This is a genomic window from Micromonospora sp. NPDC005291, assembly GCF_040607415.1.
In the GTDB taxonomy this organism is placed as follows: Bacteria; Actinomycetota; Actinomycetes; order Mycobacteriales; family Micromonosporaceae; genus Micromonospora.
On sequence record NZ_JBEXGR010000001.1, the window covers coordinates 429,038 to 445,829 of the forward strand.

The window sequence follows — 16,792 nt, forward strand, 5'->3', positions numbered from 1 at the left end:
CTGGCGGGCCGGGGGCCGGCCACGGACCCACGTCCGCGGCCGGCCCCTGCCCGTCGTCAGCTGTGCGGTATCAGTACCACCGACCGCACTCGGTGCTGCCACCGTAGTGACGACCCGAGGACCAGACGACGTATCCGCCCCAGAAGAGGTTGGCCTCCTTTTCGAAATTGTTCGCCAGGTAGGGCGTTCCCGTAGTCTTTAGCGACAGGGCCGACTGAATTCCGTAATCAGCCAGGAAGTTGCCTGCGAAGAAATACCGTGCGTACGCGTCCGAGTGGACGGCCTCGTGTCGTGGGAGATCCGGGCCCTTGCGGTCGGCATAGTCGCGTCCAGAGTCGAACCGAATGTTTGCCCGCTTGTACGCCTCGCACCTCAATGCGTTCCGGTAGTGATTTTCGTCTTTGTCATAGAAGAAGTAGTCTCCGACGGTTGCCGGCTGGTCCCCTCCTGGGGAACGCCCGTAGCACACCCGCGACCCTTGCCCTGGGTCACACCAGCTTCCACCCTTCAAAACCTGGGTAGCAATGCGGTTGCTGCCGTTGAAGTCATTTCTGGCCCGATTGCTGGCGTATTCATACCGCTTTACCACGACGTCGGCGTACGGGGAGTAGGGGCTCGTTCCTGACATGTTGAAGGCGATTACCCGGAACTCATGCACCTCGCCGTCCGAGAAGCCGTACTTCAGGGAGGCGGTGGTGCCGGAGGCAGGCAGCGGCAGGCGAATCCAACGCACATCCCCCGCAGTTCGGTACTCCATCCAGTAGAGCACGCCGGATGTGCTGCTCGCGGTCCAGCTGAGGTTCACCTGGCTGACCCCGTTGGAAGCCGCCGAGAGGTAGGAGACACCCTTCGGAACCGGCGGCATGGGCTTGGCTGAGGCGATGTTGCTGGCCGCGCTGTCGCCGGACATGTTCGTCGCCCGCACTCGGAAGTTGTACATGGTGCCGTTGCCCAGGTAGCCGGCGACGAAGGTGCAACACGAGGTGACCGGCAGCTTGAGCTTGGTCCACGTCGACGATGTGCTGGTCTTGTACTCGACCAGGTAGTAGACGTTGGGCGTCGAACTCTTCGTCCACGTCAACGTCACCTTGCCGTCACCGGCCGCTGCGGTCAGTCCCGACGGCGCCTGCGGGAGCGGTGGCATCGGCCGGGCCGACGCGGTGTTGCTCGGAGCGCTGTCCCCCGCCTGGTTGGTGGCCCGTACCCGGAAGTCGTACGTAGTGCCATTGCCGAGGTAGCCGGCGACGAAGGTGCAGCACCGGGTGACCGGCAATTTCACCCGTGTCCAACTGGCGGCACCGGCGGCGCGGTACTCCACGAGGTAGTACACGTTCGCCGTGGCACTGGCGGTCCAGTTCAGCGTCACCTTGCCGTCGCCGGCACTCGCGGTCAGGCCGGACGGGGCCTGCGGGAATGGCGGCAGGGGGGTCGCCGCAGCGACGTTGCTGGTCGCCGACTGGCCGGCCATGTTGCTGGCCGCCACCTTGAACTCGTAGCGGTGGCCGTTGGCAAGGTAGCCGGCGGTCATGGTGCAGCAGGTCGTCACCGGCAGCTTGACCTTCTGCCAGGACTGGCCCGCAGTGGTGTCGCGGAGATAGACGTCGTAGTAGACGCTGGCGGTCGGGCTGGCCGTCCAGCGCAACACCACCTTGCCGTCCCCGGCGCTGGCGGTAAGCCCGGACGGCGCGGCCGGCACCGGCGGCATGGGCTTCGCGCTGGCCACCACCGTCGGCGTGGACTCTCCAGCCCCGTTGATGGCGGTCACCTTGAACTCGTAGGTGTCGCCGTTGGCGAGGTAGCCGGCGGTCATGGTGCAGCAGGTGGTGACCGGGGCCGCCACCTTCTGCCAGGACTGTCCAGCGCTGACGTTGCGCAGGTAGACCTGGTACCAGGACCCTCCGGTCGGGCTGGCGGCCCAACTCAGGGTCACCTTGCCATCCCCGGCAGCGGCACTCAGCCCGCTCGGAGCCTGAGGCACCCCGCCCACGGCGGTGACGCGGACGGTCGCCGAGGCGGCACCTTCCCCGCCCAGGCTCTCCCCGGTCACCTTGAACTCGTACACATGGCCGTCGGCCAGGTAGCCCCGGGTCGCCGAGGTCTTGTCGCTGGGCAGGGTGGACTTGGTGAAGGTGGCCTGCCCGGCGGTGACGTCGCGCTGGTAGACCCAGTAGAGGAGGCCGGACACCGGGGCGTCCCAGTTCAGCTCGATGGTGCCGGAGCCGGCAGGCTGGCCGCGCAGGTTGGTCGGGGCCGGTGGGCGGGGCTGGTTGCTCGTCGCCGACACCAGGTTTCCGGTGGGCCCCTCGCCGCCCGAGTTGATCGCGGCGATCTTGAACTCGTACGAGTGGCCGTTGGCGAGGTAACCGGCGGTCATGGTGCAGCAGGTGGTGACCGGCGTGGCCAGCTTGGTGAAGGTGCTGTCTCCCGCGGTCACGTCGCGCAGATAGACCTGGTACCACAGGTCGGGGGCGAGGGCGTTCCAGGCAAGCTTGATGGTGCCGTCGGCCTGGGCGGTCGCGGTCAATCCGCTGGGGGCCGCCGGCAACGGGGCGGTCGGGGTGACCTGCACGACGGTGCTCGCCGCGCCCTCCCCACCCGATCCGCTGGCGGTGATCTTGAACTCGTACCGGTGGCCGTTGGTGAGATAACCGGCCGTCATCGTGCAGCACGTGGTGACCGGCAGCTCAAGCTGCCTGAACACCGTTTCACCGGCCGTCACGTCGCGGAGGTACACCAGGTGCCAGTTCTTGGCATCACCGTCCCAGGTCAGCACTGCCTGGCCGTCCCCGGCAGTGACCCGCAGGTTGGTCGGGGCGGCGGGCGGCGCGATGTCCGCGGTCGCGGAGGCGACTGCCGACGCCGGAGACTCACCGGCGTCGCTCAGCGCGCTGACCTTGTACTCGTAGCTGTGACCGTCCTCGAGCCCGCCGGCCGTCATGGTGCAGCAGGCAGTGACCGGCCACTCCAGCTTGGTGAATCCGGCCTCGCCGGCCGTGACGTCGCGTTGGTACACCAGGAACCAGACATCGGGCTGCGACTGCTGCCACGTCAGTTTGATGCTGCCGTCCGGCTGCGCGGCTGCGCTCAGGCCGGTTGGGGTGGCCGGCAGGGGTCGTTGCGCCGTCGCTGTCGCGACGGCGGACAGCGTCGACTCACCGCCCTTGCCAAGCGCGGCGACCCGGTACTCGTAGGTGTGCCCGTCAGCCAACCCACCTGCGGTCATGGTGCAGCAGGTGTCGACCGGCCACTCCAGCCTCGTGAAGTCCGTCTCGCCGGCGGTCACGTCCCGCTGGTAGACGTAGAACCAGTCAGTCGTGTTGGCGTGGGTCCACTGAAGCTTGATCTCGCCACTGGCCTGGGTGGTGGCGGTCAGCCCGGTAGGCGTCGGCGGTCTGCTGTAGAAGGCCGTCGCGGTCGCCTCGGCCGACCGAGGCGACTCGCCGCCGCCGTGTACGGCCACCACCTGAAAGGCGTACTGGTGGCCGTTCTCCAACCCGTTCAGCGAAAGGGTGGTGTCCTGCGGAGACGAGTCCCACTGCCGGGCGCCCTCGGACTCGCCGGCAGTGACGTCACGGCGGTAGACCTCGTAACGCCACACCTGTGGAACGGTGTTCCAGTTGAGCGTGACGACACCACCATCGGTGGCGGTCGCAGTGAGACCGGTCGGCGTCCCGGGTGGTCCGATGGTGACGGTCGCCGCGACGGCGGCGGAAAGTGGCCCGGTCCCAGCGGCATTGCGAGCCGCGATCCGGAACTCGTAGGTGTGTCCCGTCTGGTAGAACACGTTCAGGTCGGTGGAGTTGCCGGTGACCCCGGTGGAGGCCCGCGCGAAGTGCGTCTGCCCCGCCGTCATGTCCCGCTGGTGGACCTCATAGGTGAGGCCGGTGCCGGCCGGCGCCTGCCAGCTCAGGCTGACGGTGCCACTGCTGTCGGCCTGCGCCGCCACTCCGGTGGGCGCTGCGGGCACCGCGTTCGGGTCGGGCACCGGCCGCGGCCAGTCGACCTCCACGAACCGGGGCCGGTAGTTCCGCACATCGGCGTAGACCGCGTCGGGGACGAAGCTGTTGACGTTGTACGACACCAGCAGCTTGCCGGAGCGTGCGAGCTCTGGGTGCACCCGGGAGTCGTAGACGAAGCTGCCGTCGATGGCGGCCGGTTCCGGGGCGGTGAACAGCTGCACCGGACCGGCGAAAGGCCCGGTGGGTGAGCTCGCGGTGTAGGCCACGAAGTCGGCCGAGAAGATCAGGTTGCTCTCCTGGGTCACCAGCACGTAGCTGCTGCCGACCTTCTGCACGCCGAAACCCGCACCGACGCCGGACAGCACCCGTGCCGAGTCCCCCACGGCATTGGACCAGCCGCTGCCGGTCCAGAACTGCCAGGCACCCGAGAGGCCGCCGGCCGGCACCCGGGCAAGGTGCGCGAAACGCATCTGGCCGGCGTCCTCGGTGCCGTAGATGTAGGTGAACGCGCCGTCCTCCAGCACCGCGGAGCCCCACGCGACCCGGTTACCGTAGCCGCGGTCCACAATGCTGCGCACGGTGAGCGCTGGCAGGTCGAACGTGACCACGGCGCTGTCGAGCTGCGCGAAGTCCAGCGGCCCGGTGCCTGTGCTCTTCATCCGCTGGTACACCACCCGCAGCACGTCGCCCTCGACCGTGCCGTCGCCGAGCCAGTACTTGTCCGCACTGCCGTCGGTCGGGCGGACCAGGGAGGTGGGCGCAGCGGCCGTACCGCCGTGCAGCGTCTGGACGAGATCGGCTCCGTCCTGCACCACCAAAGAGTTGTTCACCATCGGGGTGTTCTTCGGCAGAGTGTGGTCGGCGTTGACGGTGCCGATCAGGCTGTCCGAAAAGAACCAGGCGTTGCGGCCGTCGGGAAGCGGGATGGAGACGGTGCTGTCTCCACTCGTCCACTTGCCGCCGGTGTCGCCGTACGAATTGAACTCGGTGTTGAGTGCGGCGGCCGTCATCCCGCCAGCGGGCAGGGCGGCTGCGGCGGGCTGGGGCGGGATGCCGACCAGCATGCCGATGGTCACCGCAGCGACCAGCGCGGCAGCGACACGGGTTCGTACCCGCGAATGTCTATTCATTTTGTCTCCCCGTTGTGTGCGCACATCGTCACAGCGGTCAATGCGCAGCAGCAACGGACGTTCGGGCAAGGAAACAGCCGCTTGGATCTAGAGATTGGTCGACTTGGATCTAGAGATCGCTCCGGAATGCCTGGTAGCCGTAGGATGCGGTGGACGAACCGGCGGCCAACTGCGGGACGCCGACGGCGGTCAGCGGTCGGCCAGTTCGTCGGCGTCGAGCAGATCGCGGTCGATCCGCCCCGAGCGGTACGCGGCCCGCCCGATCATCTGCGCCGCGACCGGCGCGGTGGCCAACTGGAAGACCGCCACCAGCAGGATCATGCCCAGATCCGCCGGAGACCGCAGCCGCAACGCGATGCCCAACAGCAACAGCAGCACGCCGAGCACCTGCGGCTTGGTGGCCGCGTGCATCCGCGACAGCGCGTCCGGGAAGCGCAGCACGCCGATCCCGGCGGCCAGGCCGAGCAGCGCGCCGGCCACCAAGCAGACGGCACCGAGCCAGTCCGCGATCGTCGCGATCACTGCTGCTCCCGAACGGCGAAGCGGACCAGCGACACCGAGCCCACGAAGCCGAGCAAAGAGAGCACCACCAGCACGGGCAGGGTGGTGGCGTGCCGGGTGACCGCCGCCTCGGCGCCCACCGCGCCGACCATGGTGGCGAGCAGCATGTCCGCGGCGATCACCCGGTCCACCAGCGACGGACCCCGGTAGAGGCGGGTCAGCGCGAGGAACGCGGTCACCGACAGCAGAACGGTGAGGACGACGGCCAGGAACGTGGTCACGGGCGGGTTCCCTTCTCGGAAGCGTCGGTCTCGACGCGGCGCAGTTCGGCGGTGGAGCCCACCGCACGGACGATCCGCCGTTCGACGGCGAGGGTGCGTTCCCGGGCCGCCTCCAGGTCCGTCGGCCCGTGGGTGTCCAGCACGTGCAGGTAGAGCGTTCCGGATTCCCGGTCCACCTCGAGGATCAGCGTGCCGGGCACCAACGAGACCGCCTCAGCGGTGAGCGCCAGGTTCAGGTCGGTGGTCACCCGCAGCTGGACCCCGATGATCGCCCCGCGCGGCCGGTACCCGGGCTGCACGGCGATCCGGGCGACGTGCAGGCTCGCGCTGACCAACTCGGCGACGAACCGGCCCGCGAACACCACCAGCGCCCAGAGCCGCAGCCGGCCGCCGAAGCTGACCGCCGGCAGCGGAAAGAAGACCAGTACCGCGCCGCCCACCAGCAGTCCGCCGATCAGGTTGGCCCAGTTGATCTCGCCCCAGAGCAGGTTCCAGACCACCACCAGCCACCCGAGCGCCACCGCCTGGTCCCGGCGGCGCGCAAGCCGGCCGCGCCCCGACGGGGTCGGTCCGGCGGCGCCCCGGGTCGTCTCGGGCGGGCCGGTCACGGTACGCCGCCCGGCAGCACGGCACGTACATACGGGGTGCGCAGACGCAGGTCGGTCGCCGCGTCGGCGGTGACGTCGAAGAGCGGACCGGCCAGCACGGTCAGCGCCAGCCCGAAGGCGACCAGGGCCACGGTGGCCCCGACCATCAGCCTCGGCAGCGGCACGGCCTGCTCGCTGGTAGCCAGTCGGGGCGCCCGCCAGAAGGCGATGTTCCATACCCGGGACGCCACGTAGAGGGTGAGCAGGCTGGTCAATGTGCCGGCCGCGACCAGCACCCCGGGCAACGGCCCGCCGACCGCCACCCCGGCCTGGAGCAGGCCGAGCTTGCCGAGGAAACCGGAGAACGGCGGCACCCCGGCGAGGTTCATGGCCGGGACGAAGAACAGCACACCGAGCAGCGGCGCCACCCGGGCCAGCCCGCCGATGCGGCGCAGGTCGGTGCTGCCGGCCCGCTCCTCGACCAGCCCAGCGACCAGGAACAACGTGGTCTGGATGGTGATGTGGTGCACCACGTAGAAGATCGCGCCGGAGAGCCCGGCGACGGTGCTCAACGCCACCCCGAAAATCATGTAGCCGATGTGGCTGACCAAGGTGAACGAGAGGAGCCGCTTCAGATCGGACTGGGCCACCGCGCCAAGGATGCCGATCACCATGGTCAGCCCCGCCACGACCATGAGCAGCCCGTCGGCATGCCCACCGGGGAACAGCAACGTCTCGGTGCGGATGATCGCGTAGACGCCCACCTTGGTGAGCAGACCCGCGAAGACGGCGGTGACCGGGGCCGGCGCGGTGGGGTAGCTGTCCGGGAGCCAGGCCGACAGCGGGAAGACCGCCGCCTTGATCCCGAAGGCCAGCAGCAACATCAACTCCAGGGCCAGTCGCACGCTGCCAGGCAGGTCGTCGAGGCGCTGGGCGAGCTGGGCCAGGTTGAGCGTGCCGGTGGCCGCGTACACCAGACCCACCGCTGTCAGGAAGATCATCGAGGAGAGGATGCTGACCACCACGTACGTCGACCCGGTTCGGATCCGGGTCTCGGTGCCCCCCAGCGTGATCAGCACGAAGCTCGCCGCCAGCAGGATCTCGAAGCCCACGAACAGGTTGAACAGGTCGCCGGCGAGGAACGCGTTGGTGACGCCAGCGGTGAGCACCAGGTACGTCGGGTGGAAGATGACCACCGGTGTGGTCTCGCTCGTCTCGCTGCGACCCTGGCCGACCGAGTACAGCAGCACGCAGAGGGTCACCGCCGAGGAGACCACCAGCATCAGCGCGGCGAGTTGATCGGCGACCAGCACGATGCCGACCGGCGCCGGCCAGCCGCCAACCGCCACCACCACCGGGCCATGCCGGTACGCCTGCACCAGCAGCAGCACCGCCACGACGAGGGTGCCACTCAGGCAGAGCACGCTGACCGCGCGCTGGATCCGGGGCTGCCCGGCCAGCAGCAGGGTCAGCGCCGCCCCGAGCAGCGGCACCACCACCGGCAGCGGCACGAGCGCGTGCATCACGCCTCGTCCGCGCGTCGTAGCCGGCGGCGGGCGGGCTCGGGATCGACCTGCTCCGGGTCGCCGTCCGGGCCCTCACCACCGAGGTCGGCGGCGCCCACCTCGTTGCGCGCGGCCCGGCGGATGATCTGCTGGTCCTCCAGGTCGTCGGGCACCTCGTCGTCACCGGTGAGATACCAACTCCGGTAGGCCACGGCGAGCAGGAACGCGGTCAACCCGAAGGTGATCACGATGGCGGTCAACACCATCGCCTGCGGCAACGGGTCGCTCATCTTCTCCACCGGACTCGTGCCCACGATGGGCGCCCCACCGGGCCGACCGCCCAACAGGATCAACAGGTTGACCCCGTTGCCGAGCAGGATCACACCGAGCAGGATCCGGGTCAGGCTGCGCTCCAGCAGCAGGATCACCCCGCAACTGACCAGCACCGCGACAGCCACCACCAACACAAACGTCGGTCCCGCGCCACTCGCCGTCACTGCCATACCTCTGTTCGCGACTGCGGGGCTCGCAACCCCGGCTCACTCCTCGCGCTCACGGCCGATCCCCCTTGTCGACGGCCAACCCGCCCGTGGCCGCCCCGGTGGCCTCGATGTGCCGATCCACCTCGGCCCCGAGGCTGCGCAGGATGTCCAGCACCAGCCCGACCACGACCAGATACACGCCGATGTCGAAGAAGAGCGACGTGACCAGGTGGGCGTCGCCGACCAGCGGCAGGGTCCGGTCGACCTTGGCGCTCTCCAGCACGGTTCCACCGAGCAGCAGCCCCGCCAGGCCACTGCCCACCGCCACGGCCAGCCCGGCGCCGAGGATCAACCCGGCGCCGACCGGAGCCGCCTCAGTCAGCTCGTACCGGCCGCCGGCCAGGTAGCGGACCACCAGGGCGAGACCCGCCACCAGACCACCGGCGAAACCGCCTCCCGGTGCGTTGTGTCCCGAGAAGAGCAGGAACAGGGAGAACAGCACGACGGTGTGGAAGATCAGCCGGATGACCACCTCCAGCACGATCGAGCGGCGCTCCTCGTACAGGGTGGGACCGCCCCGCAGCCACACCGGCCGTCCGGGTCTGTTCACCCGCCGGTCCGCCTCCGGCCGACGCGGTCGCGGCCCGGTGCGGGACCGCTCGAAGATCAGGCTGGCCACCCCGGTCGCGGCCACCACCAGCACCGACAGCTCACCCATCGTGTCCCAGGCCCGGATGTCGACCAGGGTCACGTTGACCACGTTGCGGCCGTACCCATTGATCACCGACAGGTCCGGGAAGGCCGCGGAGACGTCCGGTGCCCGTCGGGCACCGGCAGCCACGAGGGCCAGGCCGGCCGCCACGACGCCCACCGCCACCCCGATCGCCCGACGGGCCCACCGGGTGCGCCGCAGCGGCCGGGCCGAGAACCGCTCCGGCAGGCGACGCAGCACCAGTACGAAGACCGCGATCGTCGCGGTCTCCACCAGGAACTGGGTGAGCGCCAGGTCTGGCGCTCCATACAGGACGAAGAGCATCGCGGTGCCGTAACCGGTCATCCCCACCAGCAGCATCGCGGTCAGCCTGCGGCGGGCACCGACCGCCAGCACCGCGGCCACCGCGATCACCAGCACGACCACCGGCTGCAGCAGGCTGTCCCAGAGCGGGATCCGAGCCCGCCATGGACTGGCGGAGAGCATCGCCCCTCCAGGCACCAGCACCAGGGTGACCAGGATGATGCCCAGATACTGCGGTAGGGAGCCGCGCTGAGTCGCTCCGGTGACCTCGATGGCCAGCCAGTCGAACCGGCCCACGACCCACTCGTACCCCTGGTTGCCGCCGACCGGCGAGCGGAGCCGGGCCAACACCGGGGCGAGCGGCCCGCGCGCGGCGAAGAGCAGGCCGCCGCCGACGAGCGCCAACACGGACAGGCCGAGCGCCGGGGTCGGTCCGGACCAGAGCGCCAGGTGTACGTCGACCCCGCCGAGCAGATCGGCGTACGGGCGCAGCACGCCGTCCAGCACGCTGGCGGCCGGGCCGGCGAGCAGGCTGACGCTGGTCAGCACGGCCGGCGGGACCAGCAGCGACGCGGCGATGGGGCCCGACGCGACCGGTTCCACACCCGGCCGGTCGGCGAAGGCGCCCCAGAGGAAGCGGGCGCTGTACGCCACGGTGAGCACTGTCCCGGCGACCAGACCGGTGAGCAGCGCCGGCTGGTCGGTGAACGCCCCGAACACCGCCTCCTTGGACACGAAGCCGACCAACGGCGGCACACCGGCCATCGACGCCGCCGCCAGCACCGCGACCACGAACAGTGGCCGGGACCAGTGCCGCAGCCCGGACAGCTCACGCAGGTCACGGGTGCCGGCACCGTGATCGATGATGCCGACGACCAGGAACAGCGCCGCCTTGAACAGGGCGTGCGCCAGCAGCATCGCGGTGCCGGCCAGGGCGGCGTCCGGGGTGCCCGACCCGATCACCGCGACCAGCAGGCCGAGCTGACTGATCGTCCCGTACGCCAGCAACAGCTTCAGGTCGGTCTGCCGCAGCGCGGCCCACCCGCCGAGAAGCATGGTGGCCACGCCAGCGACCTGCACCACCGGCCGCCACGGGCCGACCGTGGCGAGCACCGGCGCGAGCAGCCCGATCAGATAGACGCCGGCCTTGACCATGGCGGCGGCGTGCAGGTAGGCGCTGACCGGGGTCGGTGCCGCCATCGCGGCCGGCAGCCAGGAGCTGAACGGCAGCACCGCCGACTTGGACAGCGCGCCGGCCAGGATCAGCAGCACGGCGGCCACCAGGTACCCGCCGCCGGGCAGGGGCTGTGCGGCGATCTCGGACCAGCGGTAGGTGCCGGCGTGCTCGCCCAGCATGATGAACCCGACCAGCATGGCGAGCCCGCCCAGCGTGGTGACGGTCAGCGCCTGCGCCGCCGCCCACCGGCTGGAACGCCGTTCGGTGCTGTGCCCGATCAGCAGGTACGAGAAGATCGTGGTCAGTTCCCAGCCGACGTAGAGCAGCAGCAGATCGTCGGCGAAGACCAGGACGAGCATCGCCCCGGCGAAGGCGACCAGGACCCCGGCGAACTGCGCCAGCCCGGTCGAGCCGGGGGCGAAATACCGGGCGCAGTAGACCAGCACCAGCGCGCCGATGCCGCCGATCAGCAGGGTCATCAGCCAGGACAGCGTGGTGAGCCGTAACGCGATGTCGAGGCCCAACTGCCGGATCCACGGGTACGTCTCGACCACCGCCCCGCCGTCGTCGACGGCCGGGGTGTTGGCCACCGCCCAGCAGAACGCGGCGGCAGGCGCCAGCGCCAGCGGGTAGAACGCGCGTGGACCCCACCATCGGACCAGCAGGGGCGCAGCGAGGGCCGCCACGAAATGGAGGATGAGCAGTACGAGCACCCGCGCCCCCGATCGAGGTGACCGACGCCCATGCAGCGGTGGCGCCTAGCAGCGATCAGACGCCAGTTCGTCGCTTCTCGGGCGGTTTTGCCGGAATTAGCCCGCAATCGAGGCAGGTGTCCGTGCCCGTGGCTGCTGAGCTCTCCGGCAGCGGGGCCCGACGGGCACGGTGCGGCAGGCCGCGTGGAGCACCACCGCGGTCAGCGCAGCAGGGCGTCGCCGAAAGGTAGTGCGTCGTCGGGCGCGGGGCGGTCGCGGTGCAGCTCGGCCAGCAGGTCGAGGCGGCCGAGCTGGCGCGCGACCCGGTCGACCACCCGCTCCGCGGCGGCCAGCGACCGCACCGAGAGCAGCCGGCCCCGGCTCTCCCGGCGCAGCACGAAGTAGTGGACGGCGACGCGGACCTGGCCGCGATCGGCGGCGCTGGCCTGCGCGGTGCAGATGACCAGCTCCCGCAGGCAGCGGGCGAGGCGTTCGGCGAGCTCGAGCTCGGGGCCGTGCAGGCCACCGCGGAGCGTGGCGAGGTGGCTGTCGACCTTGCGAATCAGCACATCGGTGCCCGGTTCGACGTTGCGCTGCTCGCCGGCCATCGAATCCCTCCACCCCGGTTCGCGTTGCGAGTGAAGTTACTTTATGTTGTTCCCCATAAGCAAGCAGTTAAGTGAGACTTAACGTATTAAGCACTCATCAGGTGCTTATGACTTGCAGTCGGACACATTCCCTCGTGGGTCGCTCGTGGTTGTCGTACCAGCGGGGCACGATGGACCGGTGACCGGCGCAGACGCAGACACCGGCGCGGCGCTCGCCGGGTTCGGCCCGGCCACCCGTGCCTGGTTCGACGCCGCCTTCGCCGCGCCCACCGCCGCACAGGCCGGCGCCTGGCGGTCGGTCGCCGCCGGCCGCAACGCCCTCGTCGTGGCGCCCACCGGTTCCGGCAAGACTCTCGCGGCCTTCCTCTGGTCACTGGACCGGCTGGCCCGCGAACCCGCACCGGCCGAGGCCCGACAGCGGTGCCGCGTGCTCTACGTCAGCCCACTCAAGGCCCTCGCCGTCGACGTGGAGCGCAACCTGCGCGCCCCGCTGGCCGGCATCCGGCAGGCGGCCACCCGGCTCGGCGTCACACCGCCCGACATCACCGTCGGCATGCGCACCGGCGACACACCGGCCGACGAGCGCCGAGCCTTCGCCCGCACCCCACCGGACATCCTCATCACCACGCCCGAGTCGCTGTTCTTGCTGCTCACATCCGCGGCCCGCGATTCGCTGCGCGGCATCCAGACGGTGATCGTCGACGAGGTGCACGCGGTGGCCGGCAGCAAACGCGGCGCCCACCTCGCCCTCTCCCTCGAACGCCTCGACGAGCTGCTGCCCGCCCCGGCGCAGCGCATCGGCCTCTCCGCCACCGTCCGGCCGATCGACGCCTGCGCGCGGTTCCTCGGCGGCGCCCGCCCGGTCGACGTGGTGCAGCCGGCCACCTCGAAGACCATCGAGGTCAGCGTGCAGGTCCCGGTGGAGGACATGACCCGCCTGGACGAGCAGGAGCAGCCACCGGAGGACGACCTCGGCGGCCCCGGGCCACGCCGCGCCTCGATCTGGCCGGCCGTGGAGGAGCGGGTCTTCACGCTGATCGGGCAGCACCGCTCGACCATCGTCTTCACCAACTCCCGCCGCAGCGCCGAGCGCCTCTGCGCCCGGCTCAACGAGCTGGCCGCCGAAGAGGTGGCCTCCGCGTCGGGTGACGGCGCGCTTGGCGTACCGGAGGGGTCGTCAGCGGGCGACGACCCGGCGGGTGACGGCGGTCCGGCAGCCGGCGCGCAGCGGTGGGGTGGCCCCGCCGGTCCGGTGCGCAACCGGCCACCGGCCGAGGTGATGGCCCAGTCCGGCGCGGCCACCGGCGCGGCGCCCGTGATCGCCCGCGCCCACCACGGCAGCGTCTCCCGGGAGGAGCGCAAGCACATCGAGGAGGCGCTCAAATCCGGCCAGCTCCCGGCGGTGGTGGCCACCTCCAGCCTGGAGCTGGGCATCGACATGGGCGCGGTCGACCTGGTGGTGCAGATCGAGGCGCCGCCGAGCGTGGCCGCCGGGCTGCAACGGGTCGGCCGGGCCGGGCACCAGGTGGGCGCCGTCTCCCGCGGGGTCGTCTTTCCCAAGCACCGCGGCGATCTGCTCTCCTGCGCGGTGGTCGCCGAGCGGATGATCGACGGCGCGATCGAGGAGCTGCACTACCCGCGCAATCCGCTGGACGTGCTGGCCCAGCAGATCGTCGCGATGGTGGCGCTGGAGCCGTGGCCGCTCGGCGACCTGGCCGTGCTGGTCCGCCGGGCCGCGCCCTTCGCCGAGCTGCCCGACTCCGCGCTGCATGCCGTGCTCGACATGCTCTCCGGCCGCTACCCGTCCACCGCCTTCGCGGAGTTGCGCCCCCGACTGGTGTGGGACCGGGCGACCGACCTGCTCACCGGCCGTCCCGGTGCACAGCGACTCGCGGTGACCAGCGGCGGCACCATCCCCGACCGGGGCCTGTTCGGGGTCTTCCTGGCCGGGGCCGAGCGGGCCGCCCGGGTCGGCGAGCTGGATGAGGAGATGGTCTACGAGTCCCGGATCGGCGACGTCTTCCTGCTCGGCTCCTCCTCCTGGCGCATCGAGGAGATCACCCCCGACCGGGTGCTGGTCTCGCCCGCCCCCGGGCAGGCCGCGCGCATGCCGTTCTGGAAGGGCGACCAGCTGGGCCGGCCCGTGGAGCTGGGCCGGGCCATCGGCGCCCGGGTGCGCACCCTGCTGCGGCAGAGCGATGAGGCAGCGCTGGCCGCGCTGCGTGACGGTGGGCTGGACGACTGGGCCGCCGGCAACCTGATGGCCTACCTGCGCGAGCAGCGGGAGGCGACCCGCTCGCTGCCCGACGACCGCACGATCGTGGTCGAGCGGTTCCGCGACGAGCTGGGCGACTGGCGGCTCGCCGTGCACAGCGTCCTCGGTGCCCGGGTCAACGGGCCGTGGGCCCTCGCGGTGGGTCGCCGGCTGGCCGAGCGGTACGGGGTGGACGCCCAGGTGATGCCCTCCGACGACGGCATCGTGGTGCGACTTCCGGACACCGCCGACGAGCCACCCGGCGCGGACGTGGTCGTCTTCGAACCCGACGAGATCACCCAGCTGGTGGAGGAGTCGGTGGGCACCTCAGCCCTCTTCGCCGCCCGCTTCCGGGAGTGCGCCGCACGGTCGCTGCTGCTGCCCCGCCGCGACCCACGCCGCCGCCAGCCGCTCTGGCAGCAACGGCAACGCGCCGCGCAACTCCTCGACGTCGCCCGCGAGTACGCGGACTTCCCGGTCACCCTGGAGGCCGCCCGGGAGTGCCTCCAGGACGTCTTCGACCAGCCGGCGCTGGCCGGGCTGATGCGCGACCTGGCCGCCCGGAAGGTGCGGCTGGTCGAGGTGGAGACCAGCGCGCCGTCCCCGTTCGCCCGGTCGCTGCTCTTCGGTTACGTCGGCGCGTTCCTCTACGAGGGCGACGCCCCACTCGCCGAGCGGCGCGCCGCCGCGCTCGCCCTGGATTCCACGCTCCTCGGCGAGCTGCTCGGCCGGGTCGACCTGCGCGAGTTGCTCGACCCGGCGGTGCTCGCCGAAACCGACCGGCAGTTGCGCTGGCTGACCGAGCAGCGCCGCCCCCGCGACGGCGAGGACGTGATCGAGCTGCTGCGGGTGCTCGGTGACCTGAGCGACGCCGAGTTGACCGAGCGGGGTGTGCCGGAGACCTGGCTGACCGAGCTGGAGGCCACCCGCCGGGTGCTGCGGGTCCGGATCGCCGGCGAGCAGCGCTGGGTGGGCGTCGAGGACGCCGCCCGGCTGCGCGACGCTCTCGGCGTGGCGTTGCCGGTCGGGGTGGCCGAGGCGTACCTCGCCCCGGTGGCCGACCCGCTCGGTGACCTGGTGGCGCGCTACGCCCGCACCCACGGGCCGTTCGCCGCTGCGAGCTGCGCGGCCCGCTTCGGGCTCGGCGTGTTCGTCGTCGAGCAGACGCTGCGCCGGCTCGGCGCCACCGGGCGGGTGGTCTCCGGGGAGTTCACCCCGGATTCGGCCGGCGCCGAGTGGTGCGACGCCGAGGTGCTGCGGATGCTGCGCCGCCGCTCGCTCGCGGCGCTTCGCCGGGAGATCGAGCCGGTGCCGCCCCGGGCGCTGGCCACGTTCCTGCCCCGCTGGCAGCAGATCGGCTCGTCCGCCCGAGGTGTGGAGGCGCTGGCCGCGACGGTGGAGCAGTTGCAGGGCGCGGCGGTGCCGGCGTCCGCCCTGGAGCGGTTGGTGCTGCCCGGGCGGGTCGCTGACTACTCCCCCGCCCAACTCGACGAGCTGTGCGCCAGCGGGGAGGTGCTCTGGGCGGGGTCGGGGGCGATCTCCGGGGGCGACGGCTGGGTCACCCTCGCGTACGCGGACGCCGCACCGCTGCTGCTCCCGCCCCCCGACGAGGCGTTGACCCGCACCCCGCTGCACGAGGCGGTGCTCGACGCGCTCGGCGACGGGCAGGCGCTGTTCTTCCGGCCGCTGGCCGACCGGGTCGGCTCGACCGACGACGCCGCGCTGACCGGAGTGATCTGGGACCTGGTCTGGGCCGGGCACCTCACCAACGACACCCTCGCCCCGCTGCGCGCGGTGCTCGGCGCCGGCGGCGCACACCGCTCGCGGCCGTCCGCGCCGCGTACCCGTTACCGGCGGCCGGGCCGCGTGGCCCTGCCCACCCGGGGTGGCCCGCCGACCGTCGCCGGCCGCTGGTCGCGCCTACCCGAGCGGGACGTCGACCCGACCCGGCGTGCTGCTGCCCTCGCCGACGTGCTGCTGGAGCGGCACGGGGTGGTCACCCGCGGCGCGGTGATGGCCGAGCAGGTGGTCGGCGGCTTCTCGGCGGTCTACCCGGTGCTGTCGGCATTGGAGGAGCGCGGCGCCGCCCGCCGGGGCTACTTCGTCGAAGGGCTGGGCGCCGCGCAGTTCGCGGTGCCCGGTGCGGTGGATCGGCTGCGCGCGCTCGCCGAGCCGACCGACGGCGCCCGGGGCCGGGGCACGCTGGCCACCGTGCTCGCCGCCACCGACCCGGCCAACCCGTACGGCGCGGCGCTGCCCTGGCCGGACCGGGTCGTCGACTCCGGCGACGGGGCCGCCCCGGCGACCGGCCACCGGGCCGGCCGCAAGGCGGGTGCGCTGGTGGTGCAGGTGGGCGGCGACCTCGTCCTCTACGTGGAACGCGGCGGCCGGACGCTGCTCTCCTTCACCGACGACACCGACACTCTCGCCGCAGCCGGTAAGGCGCTCGCCGACGCGGTCCACTCTGGGGCGTTGGGTGCGATGTCGGTGGAGCGGGCCGACGGCGAGGCGGTGCACTCCTCGCCCCTGCGCGACGCGCTGACCGCCGCCGGCTTCCGCGCCACCCCACGCGGCCTGCGCCTACGCGGCTGACTCGCCCCG

Annotated in this window: 9 protein-coding genes; 1 reads left to right on the top strand and 8 read right to left on the bottom strand. The window is 71.5% G+C overall.

What is annotated here, in order from left to right; all coding sequences use genetic code 11:
* Positions 1 to 70: 70 nt before the first annotated feature.
* The 8 genes from ABZT18_RS01925 to ABZT18_RS01960 all read right to left on the bottom strand — a co-directional run bounded on the left by ABZT18_RS01925 (position 71) and on the right by ABZT18_RS01960 (position 11,937).
* Positions 71 to 5,089, bottom strand: a complete 5,019-nt coding sequence (locus tag ABZT18_RS01925; protein WP_354993249.1) for a fibronectin type III domain-containing protein — start codon at positions 5,087 to 5,089, stop codon at positions 71 to 73.
* A 189-nt stretch (positions 5,090 to 5,278) separates the two neighbouring features.
* Positions 5,279 to 5,608, bottom strand: coding sequence for a monovalent cation/H(+) antiporter subunit G (mnhG, locus tag ABZT18_RS01930; protein WP_354993590.1), 330 nt, complete (start codon positions 5,606 to 5,608; stop codon positions 5,279 to 5,281).
* A complete protein-coding gene (locus ABZT18_RS01935; protein ID WP_354993248.1) occupies positions 5,608 to 5,871 on the bottom strand; it encodes a monovalent cation/H+ antiporter complex subunit F in 264 nt (87 codons plus the stop codon). The genes mnhG and ABZT18_RS01935 overlap by 1 nt, the downstream gene beginning before the upstream one ends.
* Positions 5,868 to 6,479: a Na+/H+ antiporter subunit E gene (locus ABZT18_RS01940; RefSeq protein WP_354993247.1), complete on the bottom strand. Its 612-nt coding sequence runs from the start codon at positions 6,477 to 6,479 to the stop codon at positions 5,868 to 5,870. Before ABZT18_RS01940 ends, ABZT18_RS01935 begins: the two co-directional genes overlap by 4 nt.
* On the bottom strand, positions 6,476 to 7,981 hold the full coding sequence (locus tag ABZT18_RS01945; protein ID WP_354993246.1) for a Na+/H+ antiporter subunit D: 1,506 nt from the start codon (positions 7,979 to 7,981) through the stop codon (positions 6,476 to 6,478). The genes ABZT18_RS01940 and ABZT18_RS01945 overlap by 4 nt, the downstream gene beginning before the upstream one ends.
* Positions 7,981 to 8,466, bottom strand: a complete 486-nt coding sequence (locus tag ABZT18_RS01950) for a Na(+)/H(+) antiporter subunit C (RefSeq protein WP_354993245.1) — start codon at positions 8,464 to 8,466, stop codon at positions 7,981 to 7,983. The genes ABZT18_RS01945 and ABZT18_RS01950 overlap by 1 nt, the downstream gene beginning before the upstream one ends.
* A gap of 49 nt (positions 8,467 to 8,515) precedes the next feature.
* On the bottom strand, positions 8,516 to 11,350 hold the full coding sequence (locus ABZT18_RS01955; RefSeq protein WP_354993244.1) for a Na+/H+ antiporter subunit A: 2,835 nt from the start codon (positions 11,348 to 11,350) through the stop codon (positions 8,516 to 8,518).
* A 200-nt stretch (positions 11,351 to 11,550) separates the two neighbouring features.
* On the bottom strand, positions 11,551 to 11,937 hold the full coding sequence (locus ABZT18_RS01960) for a hypothetical protein (protein ID WP_354993243.1): 387 nt from the start codon (positions 11,935 to 11,937) through the stop codon (positions 11,551 to 11,553).
* A 178-nt stretch (positions 11,938 to 12,115) separates the two neighbouring features.
* On the opposite strand from ABZT18_RS01960, the gene ABZT18_RS01965 reads away from it, so the two are divergent.
* Positions 12,116 to 16,783: a DEAD/DEAH box helicase gene (locus tag ABZT18_RS01965; RefSeq protein WP_354993242.1), complete on the top strand. Its 4,668-nt coding sequence runs from the start codon at positions 12,116 to 12,118 to the stop codon at positions 16,781 to 16,783.
* Positions 16,784 to 16,792: the final 9 nt, after the last annotated feature.